The following is a 16,322-nucleotide window of genomic DNA, read 5'->3' on the forward strand; positions in this document are numbered from 1 at the left end:
TCACTCCTGAGGCTGGGACGCCGGGGCGTCGTGCGGCGCTGCGGCGTCGCCCGTCGCGCGGGTCGAGAAGTCGCGAACCATCTGGGCGAGCAGACCACCGGCTTCGAGCTGGCGGCGCTCGCTCTCGGTGGAGACCTGCGCCGTCACCGTGAAGACGATCCGGCGGCCGTCGGCGGCCTCGGCCGTCACCCGGATCGGCGCGCCGCTGCGCACGCCATCGCGCAGGTTCTCGATGGTGTAGGTCTCGCGGCCGTCGAGGCCGAGGCTCGCCCACCCCTCGCCGGGCGCGAAGGCGAGCGGCACCACGCCCATGCCGACCAGGTTGGCGCGATGGATGCGCTCGTAGGATTCGGCGATGACGGCGCGCAGGCCGAGCAGCGCCGAGCCCTTGGCGGCCCAGTCGCGGCTCGATCCGGTGCCGTACTCGCGGCCGGCCAGCACGATCACCGGGGTGCCCGCCGCCGCGTAGCAGGCCGCCGCCTCGTGGAAGCTCGTCGGCTCGCCGCTGTCGTGGTGGATGGTGTGCCAGCCCTCGCGGTCGGGCAGCAGCAGGTTCTTGATGCGCAAGTTGGCGAAGGTGGCCCGCACCATGACATGGTGGTTGCAGCGGCGCGCCACATAGGTGTTGAAGTCGCGCGGCGCGATGCCCTTGGCCTGGAGATACTGTCCGGCCGGGCTGTCGGGCGGGATCTCGCCGCCCGGCGAGATGTGGTCGGTGGTGAGGCTGTCGCCGAACAGGCCGAGCACGCGGGCGCCGCTGATGCGGTCGGCGAGCGGCTTCGGCGGCGCGTCGAAGAAAGGCGGCTTCACCAGGTAGGTCGACGCCGGGTCCCAGGCGTAGCGCTCGCCCGTCGGCGCGGCAAGCTCGTCCCACAGGGCGCCGGCGGATTCGCCGCCGCCATAGACCTCGGCGAACAGCGCCGGGTCGAGGGCGCGCGGCATCACGGCGTCGATCTCCGCGGCAGCCGGCCACAGGTCGGCGAGCATCACCGGGGTGCCGTCGGGGCGCCGCGTCAGCGGCTCGCGGGTGGGGTCGATGTCGATCCGCCCGGCGAGCGCATAGGCGACCACCAGCGGCGGCGACATGATGTAGTTGGCGCGCACCTGGCGATGGATGCGGCCCTCGAAGTTGCGATTGCCGGACAGCACCGCGGCCGCCACCACGCCGTCGCGCTCGATCGCGGCGGCGACCGGCGCCGGCAGCGGCCCGGACTTGCCGCCGCAGGTGGTGCAGCCGTAGCCGATCAGGCCGAAGCCGAGCGCGTCGAGCTCGGCCAGCAGGCCGGCCCGTTCAAGGTACTTGGTGACGACGCGCGAGCCGGGCGCGAGCGACGTCTTGACGTGAGCCGGCACCGTGAGGCCGAGGGCCCGCGCCTTGCGCGCGAGGAGGCCGGCCGCGATCATCACGGCGGGGTTCGAGGTGTTGGTGCAGGACGTGATGGCGGCGATGACGACCGCGCCGTGATCGAGGCGCAGCTCCGCCGCGGCATCACCCGCGGGCGTCGTCGCCGCTGGTGGTGCATTCGGCACCGGCTGCGTCGCGAAGCCGCCGTCCTTGAGCGGCCGGGCGAGCCGCGCCCGGAAGTCGGCCGCCACGGCGTCGATCTCCAGCCGGTCCTGCGGGCGGCGCGGTCCGGCGACCGAGACGCCGACGGCGCCGAGGTCGATCTCGACCGTGCGGGCGTAGCGCGGCTCCGGCGCGCGGGGCTCGCGATAGAGGCCGGTTCGGCGGGCGTAGTCCTCGACCAGCGCGGCGTGCTGCGGGTCGGCGCGGGTGAGGCGCAGATACTCGATGGTGCGGGCATCGATCGGGAAGAAGCCTGCCGTCGCCCCATACTCGGGGGCCATGTTGGCGATGGTGGCGCGCTCCGGAATGGTCATCGCGGCGACCGCCTCGCCACCGTACTCGACCACGCAGTTCACCACGCCCTCACGGCGCAGCCGCTGTGTCACCGCGAGCGCGATGTCGGTGGTGGTCACACCGGCGCGCCGCCGGCCCGTGAGTCGCACGTTCACGACCTCGGGGCAGGGGAACACGTAGGTGGCGCCGAGCATCGCGGATTCCGCATCGATGCCGCCGACGCCCCAGCCCAGCACACCGAGGCCGTTGACCATCGGGGTGTGCGAGTCGCCGCCGATGACGAAGTCCGGCACCGCGAACCAGCGGTCGCCATGCCGCCGGCGGCGCACCACCGTGGCGATGAACTCCAGGTTCACCTGGTGGATGATGCCGGTGCCGGGCGGGAACACCCGCAGCGACTTGAAGGCGCCGGCCGCCCATTTGAGGAAGCGGTAGCGCTCGCCGTTGCGCTCGTACTCGCGGCGCATGTTGGCGATCATCGCGTCGGGCGTGCCGAAGCGATCGACCTGGAGCGAATGGTCGACGATCAGGTCGACCGGCACCACCGGCTCGACCGCATGTGGATCGCCGCCGCGGGCCGCGACCGCGTCGCGCAGCGCCGCGAGATCGACCAGCACCGGCAGGCCGCTCGAATCCGGCAGGATGACGCGCTCGACATGCAGCGGGAGGCCGGTGCCGCGATGGCGTTCCCAATGCACGGCGGTCGCCACGTCGTCGTTCCCGACGAGTCCGAGCGGACCGACCAGGCGGTGGCGTTCGAGGTTCTCGACGAGCACGCGGATCGCGAAGGGCAGCTCGGCGAGCGCCCGGCCGTGGCGCGCGGCCGCCGCGGCGATGTCGACGACGGCAAGGGGCTCGGCCCCGCTCGCCAGGCTGCCGATCCCGTCTGCGGACGCGCGGCGTCGCTCGTCAGGGGCCATGAGGGTCGCTCCGGTCGCTCGCGGTGGTGCCTGCCAGGAAAAGCCATCGGGCTATAATTGTCAACACTTCAGCCCCCTGCGGCGGAGAACCGGCGGGTCAGAGCGCGGGCTTCCAGTCCGCTGTCCTCGCGCCACTACGCTGATTATCGGAAAAATAAGCTCTGGACGTGGGGGCGGCCAGCCGATCGGCGAAGTCCGACGCTTGACACCGGGGCAAACGTCGGCAAAAGTGTCGACACTATCAGCCGTCCCGGAGCGCGCCCGATGCACAAGGCCACCCTTGGCGACGACGTCTTCGGGCGCCTGCTCGATCTCATCTACAGCGGCGAGCTGCCGCCCGGCGCCGAGCTGAACGAGGTGGCGCTGGCCGAGCGCTTCGCGGTCAGCCGTGGCCCGGTCCGCGAGGCGGTCCGCCGTCTCCAGGGTGTCCAGCTCGTGTCGCGAGCGCCGTTCCTGCGGGCGCGGGTCATCACCCTCGAGCCCACCGCGGTGCGCGAGCTGTTCGAGGTGCGCGAGGCGCTGGAGGGCTATGCCTGCCGGCTCGCCGCCGAGCTGATGACCGACGACGAGATCGCCGCCCTGATGGAGGGCCTGGAGGCGAACAATGTCGCGGCCGGCTCGCAGGCTCGCATCTCGGTCGCCGCCGCCTTCGACTTCCACGAGCGGGTCGTCCGCGCCAGCCGCAACCGCCGCATCATCGATGCGCTGTGCGGCGATCTCTACCACCTGCTCCGTCTCTATCGCCGCTGGTCGGGCGCCGCCGGCGAGCGCAAGGCGATCGCCTACACGGAGCATCGGCAGATCCTACTGGCGATCCGCGCCCGCGACGCCGATCTCGCCGAATCGCTGATGCGCTCGCATATCAGCCGCGCCGCCGAGAACCTCGTCGACCATCTTCCGCCCCCCGCGGCCCCGGCCGCGGACGACCGTTCGGCCGCGAGTGGGCGCCGAAGGCGTGCCGCCCGCCCCGATCTCCACGAGTGCCACTGACCCCATGCCAGCAGGACCCATGACCAAAGCCGAGCAATACCGCGCCTATCTCGCGTCGGACGAGCTCATCGTCGCGCCCGGCGTCTACGACGGCTACAGCGCGCGCCTGGTCGAGAAGGCGGGCTTCAAGTCGGCCGCCACCAGCGGTGCCGCGATCTCCAACGCGATCCTCGGCATCGACGACATCGGCGTCATGGGGCTGCGTGAGAACGTCGAGCACTGCCGCCACATCGCTCGCTCGGTGTCGATCCCGATCACCGCCGATGCCGATACCGGCTACGGCAATCCGATGAACGTGCACTACACGGTGCAGATGTTCGAGGAGGCGGGCGTCGCCGGCGTCAACATCGAGGACCAGGTGGCGCCCAAGCGCTGCGGCCACATGCCCGGCAAGGAGGTGGTGCCGCTCGCCGAGATGGTGAAGAAGATCGAGGCCGCCTGCCTGGCGCGCCGCAACGATGCCTTCGTCATCGTGGCCCGCACCGATGCGATCGCGCGCGAAGGCATCGAGGGCGCGGCCCGCCGCGTCCGCGCCTATGCGGAGGCCGGCGCCGACATGATCTTCCCCGACGCCGTCAAGGGCGAGGACGACATCGCCCGCATCGTCGAGGCGGCGCGCGTGCCGGTGAGCATCAACATGGGCTTCGGCATCCGCCAGCGGCCGACCACGCCGATCGTGCCGCTGCCGCGTCTCAAGCAGCTCGGCGTCCGCCGCGTCAGCCTGCCGCGCATGCTGGCCGGTGCCGCCATCCGCGGCATGAGCAACGCGCTCGCGGTGATGAAGGAGGTGATGGAGACTGGCGTGCCGGTCGACCGTCCCGACCTGGTCGCCGGCATCGACGAGATCATGGCCCTCATGGACTACGACGCCATGCGGGCGCTGGAAGCCAAGCTCCTCGTCACCGAGGTGCTGGAAAGCAAGTACGGCGCCGGCAAGCCGGCCGCCGAGTGATCGGGAGCGAACTGTCGTCATGGTGACCACCCCCGCCCGCGACGACTTCGATATCACGGTCGACGTGCTGGTGATCGGCGCGGGCGCCTGCGGCTTCACGGCCGCGCTGGCCGCCAAGGCCGCGGGTGCCGACGTCGCCGTGGTCGAGAAGCTCGACCGGCTCGCCGGCAACACCATGCTGTCGTCGGGCTCGATCCCGGCGGCCGGCACACGGCTTCAGGCGGCGGCCGGAATCGCCGACGATCCGGCCCGCTTCGCGGCGGATCTGCGGCGGGTGGCCGGCCCCCACGACGCCGACCATCTGGTCGACCGCCTCGCCGCGGTGTCGGCCGAGATGGTGCACTTCCTGATCGACGAGGCGGCGGTCGATCTCACTCTCGTGACCGCCTATCGCCATGTCGGCCACACCGTTCATCGTCTGCATGCGCCGCCCTCGCGCAAGGGCGCCGACCTGATGCGCGATCTCGAGCGGGCCGTGGCGGCGCGCGATATCCCGGTCGCCTTCGGCAATCCGGCCACCCGCCTGATCGTCATCGATGGAGCCGTGGTCGGAGCCGAGACGCGGGCCGCGACCGGCGAGACGGCGCGCATCGGCGCCGCCGCCACGGTGCTGGCCTGCAACGGCTTCGGGCACAGCCCGGCGCTGCGCGCGCGCTTCTGCCCGGAGCTCGCGGCGCTGTCGCATTTCGGCGCGGTCGGCAGCGAGGGCGAGGCGGTGATCTGGGGCGAGGCGCTCGGCGCCCGCCTCGGCAACATGGGGTCGTTCCAGGCGCATGCCGCCATCGCCCAACCGCACGGCGCGCTCGTCACCTGGACGGTGATCGAAAAGGGCGGCGTGATCGTCGACGACGGCGGCCGTCGCTTTGCCGACGAGACCCTCGGCTACTCGGCCTTCGCCGAGCGGGTGGCGGCCCATGGTCGCCCGACGGTTGCGATCTACGACAAGCAGGTTCGCGACGTCACCGCGGCCGGCCAGCCGGAGTTCGGCGAGCTGGTCGAGCATGGTGGAGCGCGCGAGTTCCACGACGTCGACGCGCTCGCGGCGTTCGTCGGCTGCGATCCGGCGGTTCTCGCCGAAACGCTCGCGGCGGCTGCCGCCGCTGGTACCGGCGCGGCGACCGACCCGCTCGGCCGCACCGCCTGGGGTCTCGGTCCGCTGACGTCGCCCTATGTGGCGACCCGGATCGCGCCGGCGCTGTTCCACACCCAGGGTGGCCCGGTGGTCGATGCCGACGCCCGCGTGCTGCGGGCCGACGGCACGCCCATTCCGGGCCTCTATGCCGGTGGCGGCGCCGCCTGTGGGGTCAGCGGCCGGCGCGGCAGCACCGGCTATGTCTCCGGTAATGGCCTCCTCGCCGCGGTCGGCCTCGGCTATGTGGCCGGCCGCGCCGCGGCTGGCCGCGCGGCGGCGCATCGCGCCGCACATCCCGATGATTCCTTCCACTCCGACCTTCAACCCGAAAGACTTCGATCATGAGTGAGATCGTGACGACAGGTGGGATGACGAGACGCAAGCTGCTCGGCGTGGCGGCCGGTGCCGCCGCGGCGAGCGTGCTCGCTCCGCACGTCGCGCGCGCGGCGTTCCCGAGCGAGCCGATCACGGTGATCGTGCCCTACGCGCCCGGCACCACCGATCAGCTGGTTCGCATCCTCGGCCAGCAGATGGAGAAGATCCTCGGCAAGCCGGTGGTGGTAGAGACCAAGCCGGGCGCCGGCGGCACCGTCGGTGCCACGTTGGTGGCCAAGAACGCCAAGCCGGACGGCCATACGCTGCTGTTCGCCGTCACCTCGGTGCTCTCCGTGGCGCCGCACGAGAACAAGCTGCCCTACGGCTTCGCCGATCTGCGCGGCGTGGCGCAGATCACCTCCGGCCCCAACATGGTGGGGGCCAACCCGAACGCGCCGTTCAAGGACCTCCGCAGCCTCGTCGCCTACGCCAAGGCCAATCCCGAGAAGGTGGTCTATGGCAGCGCCGGCACCGGCAGCTCGACCCATCTGGCCGGCGAGGCGTTCGCCCGCGCGGCCGGCATCAAGATGACCCACATCCCGTTCCAGGGCGTCACCCCGTCGGTGACGGCGGCGGTCGGCGGCACCGTGCAATTGGTCTTCGGCTTCGCTCAGGCGATCTGGCCGCAGGTGGAGGGCAAGCGCCTGCTCGCCATCGCCCAGTTCGGCGAGAAGCGCGCCAAGGTGATCCCCGACGTGCCGACCTTCCGCGAGGGCGGCGTGAACTTCGCGATGCCGCCGCGCGTCGGCTTCCTGGCGCCGGCCAAGACGCCGGACGACGTGGTCGAGAAGATCGCGGCGGCCGCCAAGGAGGCGATCGGCGCTCCGGACTTCGTCGCATTCGCCGAGCGCGCCCTGGCCGAGGTCGACTATGTCGGCCCGGCCGCGTTCCAGCGCGGCCTCGTCGAAGAGGACAAGACCTTCTCGACGCTTCTGCGCGAGATCGGGCTGGCGAAATGAGCGCGCGCCCGGTCCTCTCTCGCGCGCTCGTCGGCGGCGTGATGTTCCTCGCCGTCGGCGTGCTGGCCCTGGTGCTGTCTTCGGATCTGAGCCCGGGCACGCTGCGCGTGGTCGGGCCGGGTGCGCTCCCCATGGCGGTCGGGCTCGGCCTCGTGCTGCTCTCGGTGGTGCTGATCGTGAAGGCGATCCGCGAGCCGGACGCCTGGGTGACGAGCGAGGACGACGCGCCCGAGCCTTGGGGCCGGCTGCGCGTCGCCGCCGTCGTGGCGCTGATCGTCGCCTACATCGCGGCCCTGCCGCATGCAGGCTTCCTGCTGGCGAGCTTCGTGCTGATGTCGGCGCTGTTCGCCATCGGGGCCAAGAAGCCGCTCAGCCCGATGCCGCTCGTCGCCGGCGCGCTGGCGTCCGGCACCGCCTGGGCGCTCTTCGTGCTCATCCTCGATGTTCGCCTTCCGAAGGGACTGTTGGGATAACGCGCATGGACGGTCTCATCGGTGGTTTCATCACGGTCTTGCAACCGTACAACGTGCTGTTCTGCTTCGTCGGCGTGCTGATCGGCACGCTGATCGGCGTGCTGCCGGGCCTCGGCCCGAGCGCCTCGATCGCGATGCTGCTGCCGTTGACGATCGGGCTCGATCCGGTCACCGCGATCATCATGATCGCCGGCATCTATTACGGGGCGAGCTACGGCGGCTCGACGACCGCGATCCTGGTCAACATACCGGGCGAGGCGCAGAGCGTCGTATCGTGTTTCGACGGCTATCGGATGGCGCAGCAGGGCCGCGCCGGGCCGGCGATCGGCATCGCGGCGATCGGCTCGTTCATCGCCGGCACGCTCGGTGCGCTCGCCATCGCACTGATCTCGATGCCGCTGGTCGAGTTCGCCATCCGGTTCGGGCCGCCCGAGTACTTCGCCCTCATGCTGCTGGGCTTCGTGGTGCTGCTGGTGCTCGCCAAGGGATCGGTGGTGAAGTCGACCATCATGATCCTGGCCGGGCTTCTGCTCAGCATGATCGGCCAGGACGTCGTCACCGGCGAGCCGCGCTTCACCTTCGGGATACCGGAGCTCAACGACGGCATCGGCGTCGTCGTCATCGCCATGGGGATCTACGGGCTCGGCGAGATTCTGGTCAATCTCGAACGGCTGTCCCAGCGCAGCGTCACCACGGTGCCGATCAAGCACCTGATGCCGTCGCGCGACGACTGGAAGCGCAGTGCCGGCCCGATCGCCCGCGGCTCGGTGCTCGGCTTCCTCATCGGCCTTCTGCCGGGCGGCGGCGCGACGCTCGCCTCCTTCGTCTCCTACTCGCTGGAGAAGCGCATCTCGTCGACCCCCGAGCGGTTCGGCAAGGGCGCCATCGAGGGCGTGGCCGGCCCCGAATCGGCCAACAATGCCGGCGCCGCGGGCTCGTTCATCCCGCTCCTCACGCTCGGCCTGCCCGGCAATCCGGTGACCGCGATCCTGCTCGGCGCGTTCGTCATGTACGGGGTGGCGCCGGGGCCGCTGATGATCCAGAGCAAGCCCGAGGTGTTCTGGGGCGTGGTGGCGTCGATGTATGTCGGCAACGTCATGCTGCTGCTGCTCAACCTGCCGCTGATCGGCCTCTGGGTCCAGCTCCTGCGGGTGCCGTATCGCATCCTCTATGCGCCGCTCATCCTGTTCATCCTGGTCGGAGCCTACTCGCTCAACAACAGCGTCTTCGACCTCGGGCTGCTGCTCGCCTTCGGGCTGCTCGGCTACGTGCTGCGCAAGCTCGACTTCGACACCGCGCCGCTGATCCTCGCCTTCGTGCTGGGTGGCGCCATCGAGCTGAACCTGCGGCAGTCGCTGATGCTCGGGCGCGGCTCGTGGGAGATCCTGATCGAGCGGCCGATCGCCCTCACCATTCTCGTGGTCACGCTTCTGGTCGCGGTCGCCCCGATGCTGTCGGTGGTGCGCCGCGTCCTCGGCCAGGCCCGCGCCGTCAACGAGCTCTGAGATGATCATTCGCGACGCCACCAACCCGGGAACCGCCACCCTGTCCATCGACACCGCCGAGGATGCGTTGCGGCTGGCCCGGATCTATCTCGCCGCCATCGAGCGCCGCGACGTCGAGGCGGCGACGCGCTGCTTGGCGTCCGACGCGGTGCTGACCTTCCCGGGCGGCATCCGCCGCAAGGGCGCGGCCGGCATCGCCTCGGGCTCGGCCTCGCGCTACCGGCGCATCGGCAAGGTGGTGGAGGCCTGGGAGGTGTACGGCGAGCCGGGCGCGTTCGTGGTCTACTGCCGCGGCACGCTGCACGGCGAGTGGCTGGACGGTGCGCCGTTCACCGGCATCCGGTTCGTCGATCGCTTCGAGATCGATGCGCGGGCGATCCGCCGGCAGGACGTGTGGAACGATGCCGGCGAGCATCGTCTGGCGCGCCGCGCCGTTCAGGACGCCATGTCTGAGGTCGTGAGCGAGGTCGGTCATCACGTCGGCGGCGCTCCGCGGTCGCTCGACTGAGCCGCTGGAGAAGGGGGAGCGCGCCGTGCCCGGGAGGGGACGCGACGCGCTCCGGTGTTCGGCCGTCCATGCGAAGGAACGGCCGTCGTGTGTCGCCGCTCCGGGCCGGGGGGCTCGGGGGGCCCGGACGCGGCGGCACCCGCGGTCACCACACGTTACGTTCGGACCGCAGCTTCGCCCGGATGCGCGGGTCCGGATCGGTGCTGTACTCGGCCGTCACGCCGGCCCGATAGGCCGGGCCCGCCGACAGGGAGCGGGGCGTCGCCGCGGCGCGCGCCGAATAGGCCTCGACGGCGTCGCTGTGCGACAGCGCGAGATGCTCCTGATCGAGCCGGTTGTAGATGAACGGGTCCGGATCGGTGGCGTAGCGCGGCGATCCGATCACGCGCGGAGCCGGTTGGCGAACCTTGGCGGCGCTGCGGTTCACACTACTGCGCGGCGTGACGGCGTCGTTGTGCGAGAGAGCGAGATGCTCCTGATTGAGCCGGTTGTAGACGAACGGGTCAGGATCGGTGGCATAACGCGGCGACCCGATGACACCCTGCGCGAAGGCGGACGTGGTGCCGAAGAGGGCGAGGGCGGCGCCGAGGGCGAGGCCGGTGGTCAGGCGGGGCATGACAAATCTCCTGTTCGTCTCGTGCGATCTGTAGAAAGCGCTTCGTCTCTTGCTTTCGAAGGAGATTACGAACCCCCGCCGCGGTCGGTTACAGGGCGGCGCATATGTTTCCGGTGCGGCGAGGTGCCGCGATCGCGATCATGGCGGCAATCGGGCGTCGAGCCCGCAACAGCGGGCTTTTTCACGCGACGGTCGTCGCGCGCGTCGAAACGGTTACAGGCGGACCAAAGAATTTTAGGGGAAGACGACGCGACCCAAAGCGATATCGCGCTACGCCTGCGGGTTCAGAGATTGGGCAGGAAGGTGGCGAGCTGGGGAAACAGCGCGACCGCCACAACCACGGTCAGCAGAACGATCCAGTAGGAAATTGCACCGCGAAAGATTTCCGCAAGCTCGACGGAACGATCCGGCACCGCCGCCTTGACGGTGAACACCAGGATGCCGAACGGCGGGGTGAGCAGGCCGGTCTCGATCGCCAGGATGCCGATGATCGCGAAGGCGAGCGGATCGAAGCCGAGATGCGCCGCGATCGGCGCGAAGATCGGCACGGTGAGCAGGATGATCGAGATCGAGTCGATCAGGCAGCCGAGCACGAACCAGATCGCCACCATCACGACCAGGATGCCCCAGGCGTCGAGCCCGGTGGCGAGCAGGAACGACTTCGCCACCTCGGTGAACCCGGTCATCGACAGGACGCGCGAGTAGAGCTGCGCACAAAACAGCAGCAGCAGCAGCGGCCCGGAGGTGCGGCCGACATCGAGCACCACCTCGCGGATCTCGCGCGGCCGGATGCCCTTGATCAACGCCAGCACCAGGGCGCCGACGGCACCGACCCCGGCGCCCTCGGTCGGCGTGCACAGGCCGAGCCAGATGGCGGCGAGCACGCCCATGACGAGGAGCACGACCAGCCCGGTCGAGCGCAGCAGCGGCCCGATCGGCGCTTCGGTTGGCAGGCCGGTGGGCGGATCAGCGATCGTCACGGCGGCCGAGGTCGCGGCCGGCCGCGCGACGCCGCCCGCGAGGGCCGGGTTCAGCGTGGCGGCGACGACGACGTAGACGATCATGCCGCCGGCGGCGAGGAAGCCGGGGATCACGCCGGCGAGGAACAGCTTGCCGATCGACACCTCGGTGAGCACCGCCCACACGATCATCAGCACAGAAGGCGGGATCAGCATGCCCAGGCAGGCGCTGCCGGCGACGCAGCCGAGCGCGAACGGCCGGCGGTAGCCGTACCGCATCATCTCCGGATAGGCGATGCGCGAGAACGCCGCCGCGGCCGCGATGCTGACCCCGGTGACGAAGCCGAACAGCGCGTTGCTGACGATGGTGGCGGCGGCGAGCTGGGCGGGCAGCCATTTGCTGAAGCGGTGGCCGAGCGCGTAGAGATCGCGCGCCGCGCCGCACTTGGCGAGCAGGTCGCCCATCAGCATGAACAGCGGGATCACCGCGAACACGTAGTCGCGCAGGGCCTCGTAAGCCGTGTTGGCCACGAAGGTGCGGACCACGTCGAGGTCGCCGACCATCAGCCAGATGCCGAACGCCGCGGTGATGCCGAGCGCCACCGCGATGTGGACGCCGGCGAACACCAGCGCCAGCACCACGCCGATGACGATGATCATGTCGCTGTGGCCGAACACGGACGGACCTCTCGGGAAACGAGCCGGCCGGCGCGGCGGCCGTGGGCGGCGGGAACGGTGAGGGCGGGCGGCTCAAACGCCGGCGCGGCCGAGCAGGGTGCGGGCGGCACGGATCGCCCGGCCGAGATAGATGACGACCACGAGGGCGGCGCCGAACACCACGACGGCGCGGGCTGGCCACGCCGGCACCCGCAAGGCACCCTCGCCCTCGAACTCGCCCGTGGTCCAGGCGGTCAGGGCCGGCATCGCGCCGCCCCATACGATCAGGCCGAAGAACAGCACGCCGAGCAGGCCGGAGACGAGTTCCGAGAACGCCTGTCCACGCGCCCCGAAGGCGCCGACCAGCACGTCCGCCTTCAGCATGCCGCCGCTCTGCACCGCATGCCCGGCGAGCAGGAAGCAGATCACCACGATCGACATCGAGACCAGCTCGGGCGTGCCTTTGACCGGGCTGTTGAAGAGCGCGCGGCCGAGCACGTCGGCGACCACCAGGAAGCCGAGCAGGAAGATCAGCAGCGCCGCGAGCGCGAGCAGCAGATGAACCACGGGGGTGATCAGGCGGTCGGGCACGGCGACGTCTCCGGGCGGCACGCGACGGGTGGCGACGGACGAGCGCGACGGACGAGCGGCGGCCCGTCCGGCGCGCGGTGGCGCTACTTCACCACGTAGCGGACCGGCCACTTGTGGCCGTGCTTCTCGGCGGCGGCGAGCGTCAGCTCCAGCACCTGGGTGGCCGGCAGCCCCTGGGCATCGAGCTCCTTGGCCTTCTGGCGCGGCCAGTCGGCGAGTGACTTCGCCCACTCCTCGCGCACCTGCTCCGGCACCTTGCGGACATCGACGCCGAGCCGGCGCAGCTCGTCGAGCTGCTTCGGATAGTTCTCCTCGTTGACGGTGCCGGTCTTCGCCTCGTACTCGCGGCCGACCTCGATCAGGATGTCCTGGACCTCCTTGGGCAGCTTGGCGAAGGTCGCGGTGTTGATGGTGAGGCCGTGCCAGGTGATGGCGCCGAAGCCGGTCTCGGCATAGTGCTTGCCGATCTCGTAGAGCTTGAACTGAATCCAGCCCGACGCGAACATGATCCAGCCGTTGTAGACGCCGGTCTGCATCGCCGTGTAGGCTTCCGGCAGCGACGACTGCACCGGCGTCGCGCCCGCATATTCGAGCCACTTCAGGTTCAGGCCGGCACCGGCGATCTTCTGGCCCTTGAGATCCGCGACCGTGCTCCACGGAAAGGTGGTGCCGAGATTGTAGCCGTTGTCGGCGATCAGCCCGAGCAGCTTCTGCTTGTACTTGTCCTCCAGCACCTTGGAGAGATACGGCACCTGATCGTAGACCTCGCGGGCGAGCTTGACGCTGGCGACCGGGCTCATGGTGCCGAACGGCAGCATCACCTGGAAGGCGTGCAGCGGCAGATTCGAGGGCTCGAAGCAGAAGCAATAGCCGCCGATGTCGATGATGCCCGACTGCACGCCCTCCAGCGTATCGGCGACCTTCACCATCGAGCCGCCGTAGCCTTCGACGAACTGCACCTTGTGCTTGGTGCGCTCGGCTACCCGCTTGGTCACCTCGGGCACGAAGAAGGTGGTGATCAGGTTGACATAGGTCTGCACCGGCGGATGCCCGGAGGCGATCCGCAGCCGGAACGTCTCCTGCGCCGCCGCAGATGTCACGGCACAGCCGAGCAGGCCGGCCGCGAGGGCGGCCGTCATCACACGTCGCATGGCGATGTCCTCCCGGTGCCCGCGGGGGATGCGGGCGTTCTTGTCGTTACTTTGTATAGAGAGCTTGAAATTATACCGCCCCGGCTGTCAACACCTGCGCAGGGTGACGTCGCCGCAGGGTGACTCGCCGCAGAAGGCGGAGCCCCGACGGAGAGGGGCGCGGCTGCGAGCACCGGCGATGCGGCATCAAATTGCCGCGAGGTTGCGCAGGGTCGACGACAGCATCGGCGGGCTGTGGTCGGGTTTTGGCGCGTGGTCCAAGGGCGCACTGCCGCCGCGCACTGCCGCCCGCCTCGTTCACGTTCGAATCGCAGAATCCGTTGTCCCCGTCCCGCCGCAGCGTGGCCGCGCCGGCCTGCGGTGTGGGCTTGCAGGAGCCGTCGCCATGAAGACCCCGTTCGCCACCCTTCTGGCCGTCACCCTCGTGGGTCTGGCGGCCGCCGAAGCCGCCCCGCTGCGGAGTGGGGCCGAGGCCCTCGAGGCGCTTGCGGATGGTGTCGAGGCGAGCGTGCTGGTCCGGCGCGGCGGCGGCGCGGTCGTGGTCCGCGGCGGTGCCGTCGGCTATCGGGGCGGCGTCGCAGTGCGGCGCACCACGGTGGTGCGGCCGGTCGGTCCGGTGGTTCGCCCCGGTCCGGTGGTTCGCCCCGGCGCCGTGGTGGTGCGGCCGGTGCGGCCCTGGGTGGCGCGTCCCTACTATGGGCGGATCATTGGCGGGGTGGCGCTCGGCGCCGTGATCACGGCCGCCGCCATCGGGGTGGCGCCCGCCGCGCCGGCCCCCGGCCTGTGCTGGTACTGGAGCGATCCAGACCAGACGCGCGGCTATTGGGATTACTGCCGCTGAGGCTGCTCACGGCCGGTCGCGTCACAGCCAGTCGCGATCGACCCCGGCCTCGCGCAGCAGCGTGGCGAGCTTCTTGCGGGCGTAGAACAGCCGCGTCTTGACGGTATTCTCCGGGATGCCGAACACCACCGCGACCTCGGCCACTGACTTCTCGTGGTAATAGACGAGGTCGACGATCTCGCGATGGGTGGACGGCAGCGCGGCCAGGCAGCGCCGGACGATCTGGGCGCGGTCGGTCCGCTCCAGGCTGGCGTCGGGGCGCTCGGCCGTGTCCTCGATGCGGCCCGCATGGTCGTCATCGATCGGCTCGGTCGGCCGGCGGCGCAGCACCGCATAGGCCTTGTGGCGCGCGATGGCGAGCAGCCAGGTCGACACCGCGGAGCGGCCTTCGAACTGGGCGGCCTGCCGCCAGGCGTCGATGAACACCTCGCTGATCACGTCCTCGGCCTGGGTGCGGTCGCCGAGGATGCGCAGCACGAAGCGGAACACCCGGACGTGATGGCGCGTGTAGAACGCCTGGAGGGCGGCGCGGTCGCCCTCCGCCATGCGGGCCAGGAGGCCGGCGTCGGTGGGGGCCTTGGCGCTCGTCGTGGCCGGCCGGCGATCGGTCCCGCTCACCCGCGGCAGTGCTAGAACGGTGGTGGACATCGGCACCTCCACGAACTGTGTGCCGAATCCATAGGCCCGCCCGACGGGCTTTCATGTGAGGCGGATCACACAAGCGCCGGGGAGCTGCCGCGGGCCTCACACCAGGCGGGGCGGGTCGGCCGGGGGCGTCTCGGCCGGGCGGGCCGCCGGGGCGGCCGGCAGCCGCAGCGTCAGGCCCTCGGCGGCCACCAGGGTGCCGGGCCGCATCGCCTCGGCGTCGCGGGCGATGCGATCGAGCATCGGATCGTCGTGCGAGGGATCGTGGTGGAAGATCGCCAGCCGTTTCGCCCCGGCCGCCTCGGCCAGTCGGACGCCGTGCTGCCAGGTCGAGTGGCCGCGGCCCGCGTGAGCCGGATACTCGGCGTCCGTGTAGGTGCAATCGTAGATCAGGAGATCGGCGCCGGCCGCGAGGTCGAGCACCACGGGATCGAAGCCGCCCGGCCGGTGCTCGGTGTCGGTCACATAGGCGAGGGCGACGCCGTCATGCTCGAGTCGATATCCGGTGCCGCCGCCCGGATGCTGGAGCGGGCCGGTGCGCAGCGTCATCCCGGCATGGGGGGTGAGCGTGTCGCCGCAGCGGAAATCCCGGAACGCGATGTCGGCGCGAAAGAAGTCGCCACCGCCGGGGAACAGCGGATGGCCGATCAGGCGGGCGATCGCCTCGGCCAGCGTGTGGTCGGGCATGAGGTGGCCGGCCCACAGCCGCAGCCGCGTTCCGGGCGCATAGGCGGGCTGGAAGAACGGCAGCCCCCAGACATGATCGAGATGGCAGTGGCTCAGGAAGATGTCGGCGTCCACCGGCGCGGCAGACGGCGCCGTGCCGTCGGCCTTCGACGCAGGGGCCGCGAGGGCGAGACCGAGCGGGCGCAGGCCGGACCCGGCGTCGAAGATCAGCAGGCGGCCGCCGCATCGCACCTCGACGCAGGCGGTGTTACCGCCGTAGCGGACGGTCGCCGGCCCCGGGGTGGTGACGCTGCCCCGGACGCCCCAGAAACGCACCAGCATGTCGGCCATCGCGGTCGTCCGATTGTGTCGACGGCGTTCCGCGTCCGCGGCGCTCGCGCCGGGTGTCCGCCGCTTGCGCCGGGCGGCCGCCGCTCGCGTGGCGCGTGGAAGCAACGCGATACGCCTGCCGCCAGTAAGCCACGGCCGGCCGCGGTCGCCAAGTCGCACCGCGGTGCGGG

15 protein-coding genes are annotated in these 16,322 nt (G+C 70.8%); 8 read left to right on the top strand and 7 right to left on the bottom strand.

Annotated elements, in window-relative coordinates; all coding sequences use genetic code 11:
• Entirely contained in the window at positions 1 to 2,781 is a 2,781-nt protein-coding gene (acnA, locus tag ACFQUV_RS02535; protein ID WP_129610112.1) for an aconitate hydratase AcnA, read from the bottom strand.
• A gap of 264 nt (positions 2,782 to 3,045) precedes the next feature.
• On the opposite strand from acnA, the gene ACFQUV_RS02540 reads away from it, so the two are divergent.
• Genes ACFQUV_RS02540 through ACFQUV_RS02570 form a run of 7 tightly spaced genes read left to right on the top strand, consistent with a single transcriptional unit; the run spans position 3,046 to position 9,675 of the window.
• Positions 3,046 to 3,771, top strand: a complete 726-nt coding sequence (locus ACFQUV_RS02540; RefSeq protein ID WP_111385499.1) for a GntR family transcriptional regulator — start codon at positions 3,046 to 3,048, stop codon at positions 3,769 to 3,771.
• 19 nt (positions 3,772 to 3,790) lie between these two features.
• Positions 3,791 to 4,723: an oxaloacetate decarboxylase gene (locus ACFQUV_RS02545; RefSeq protein ID WP_111385500.1), complete on the top strand. Its 933-nt coding sequence runs from the start codon at positions 3,791 to 3,793 to the stop codon at positions 4,721 to 4,723.
• A gap of 19 nt (positions 4,724 to 4,742) precedes the next feature.
• Entirely contained in the window at positions 4,743 to 6,200 is a 1,458-nt protein-coding gene (locus ACFQUV_RS02550; protein ID WP_129610110.1) for an FAD-binding protein, read from the top strand.
• A 23-nt stretch (positions 6,201 to 6,223) separates the two neighbouring features.
• Positions 6,224 to 7,189 (top strand): tripartite tricarboxylate transporter substrate binding protein, encoded by a 966-nt coding sequence (locus tag ACFQUV_RS02555; protein ID WP_165364038.1) that lies wholly within the window; start codon positions 6,224 to 6,226, stop codon positions 7,187 to 7,189.
• Positions 7,186 to 7,662 (top strand): tripartite tricarboxylate transporter TctB family protein, encoded by a 477-nt coding sequence (locus tag ACFQUV_RS02560; RefSeq protein WP_129610106.1) that lies wholly within the window; start codon positions 7,186 to 7,188, stop codon positions 7,660 to 7,662. The genes ACFQUV_RS02555 and ACFQUV_RS02560 overlap by 4 nt, the downstream gene beginning before the upstream one ends.
• A 5-nt stretch (positions 7,663 to 7,667) precedes the next feature.
• Entirely contained in the window at positions 7,668 to 9,167 is a 1,500-nt protein-coding gene (locus tag ACFQUV_RS02565; protein WP_111385504.1) for a tripartite tricarboxylate transporter permease, read from the top strand.
• Position 9,168: 1 nt separating this feature from the next.
• Positions 9,169 to 9,675, top strand: a complete 507-nt coding sequence (locus tag ACFQUV_RS02570; RefSeq protein WP_129610104.1) for a nuclear transport factor 2 family protein — start codon at positions 9,169 to 9,171, stop codon at positions 9,673 to 9,675.
• A gap of 145 nt (positions 9,676 to 9,820) precedes the next feature.
• Here ACFQUV_RS02570 and ACFQUV_RS02575 read toward each other — a convergent pair whose 3' ends face one another.
• The 4 genes from ACFQUV_RS02575 to ACFQUV_RS02590 all read right to left on the bottom strand — a co-directional run bounded on the left by ACFQUV_RS02575 (position 9,821) and on the right by ACFQUV_RS02590 (position 13,649).
• Positions 9,821 to 10,291 carry a hypothetical protein gene (locus ACFQUV_RS02575; RefSeq protein WP_129610102.1) on the bottom strand — a complete coding sequence of 157 codons (471 nt, stop codon included), beginning with the start codon at positions 10,289 to 10,291 and terminating at the stop codon, positions 9,821 to 9,823.
• 284 nt (positions 10,292 to 10,575) lie between these two features.
• Positions 10,576 to 11,928, bottom strand: coding sequence for a TRAP transporter large permease (locus ACFQUV_RS02580; RefSeq protein WP_207211529.1), 1,353 nt, complete (start codon positions 11,926 to 11,928; stop codon positions 10,576 to 10,578).
• A gap of 72 nt (positions 11,929 to 12,000) precedes the next feature.
• Entirely contained in the window at positions 12,001 to 12,498 is a 498-nt protein-coding gene (locus tag ACFQUV_RS02585; RefSeq protein WP_165364036.1) for a TRAP transporter small permease subunit, read from the bottom strand.
• 83 nt (positions 12,499 to 12,581) lie between these two features.
• The gene (locus ACFQUV_RS02590; protein WP_129610097.1) at positions 12,582 to 13,649 is read right to left on the bottom strand and encodes a C4-dicarboxylate TRAP transporter substrate-binding protein; all 1,068 of its coding nucleotides are present in this window, start codon (positions 13,647 to 13,649) and stop codon (positions 12,582 to 12,584) included.
• Positions 13,650 to 14,034: 385 nt separating this feature from the next.
• On the opposite strand from ACFQUV_RS02590, the gene ACFQUV_RS02595 reads away from it, so the two are divergent.
• The gene (locus ACFQUV_RS02595; RefSeq protein ID WP_129610095.1) at positions 14,035 to 14,490 is read left to right on the top strand and encodes a hypothetical protein; all 456 of its coding nucleotides are present in this window, start codon (positions 14,035 to 14,037) and stop codon (positions 14,488 to 14,490) included.
• A gap of 21 nt (positions 14,491 to 14,511) precedes the next feature.
• On the opposite strand, the gene ACFQUV_RS02600 is transcribed toward ACFQUV_RS02595, so the two are convergent.
• Positions 14,512 to 15,138 (bottom strand): sigma-70 family RNA polymerase sigma factor, encoded by a 627-nt coding sequence (locus ACFQUV_RS02600; protein WP_111388018.1) that lies wholly within the window; start codon positions 15,136 to 15,138, stop codon positions 14,512 to 14,514.
• A 96-nt stretch (positions 15,139 to 15,234) separates the two neighbouring features.
• A complete protein-coding gene (locus tag ACFQUV_RS02605) occupies positions 15,235 to 16,152 on the bottom strand; it encodes an MBL fold metallo-hydrolase (protein ID WP_378394097.1) in 918 nt (305 codons plus the stop codon).
• Positions 16,153 to 16,322 lie beyond the last annotated feature (170 nt).

Origin of the sequence: Rhodoplanes sp. P11 (assembly GCF_964266735.1) — a bacterium.
Taxonomy (GTDB): Bacteria; Pseudomonadota; Alphaproteobacteria; order Rhizobiales; family Xanthobacteraceae; genus Rhodoplanes; species Rhodoplanes serenus.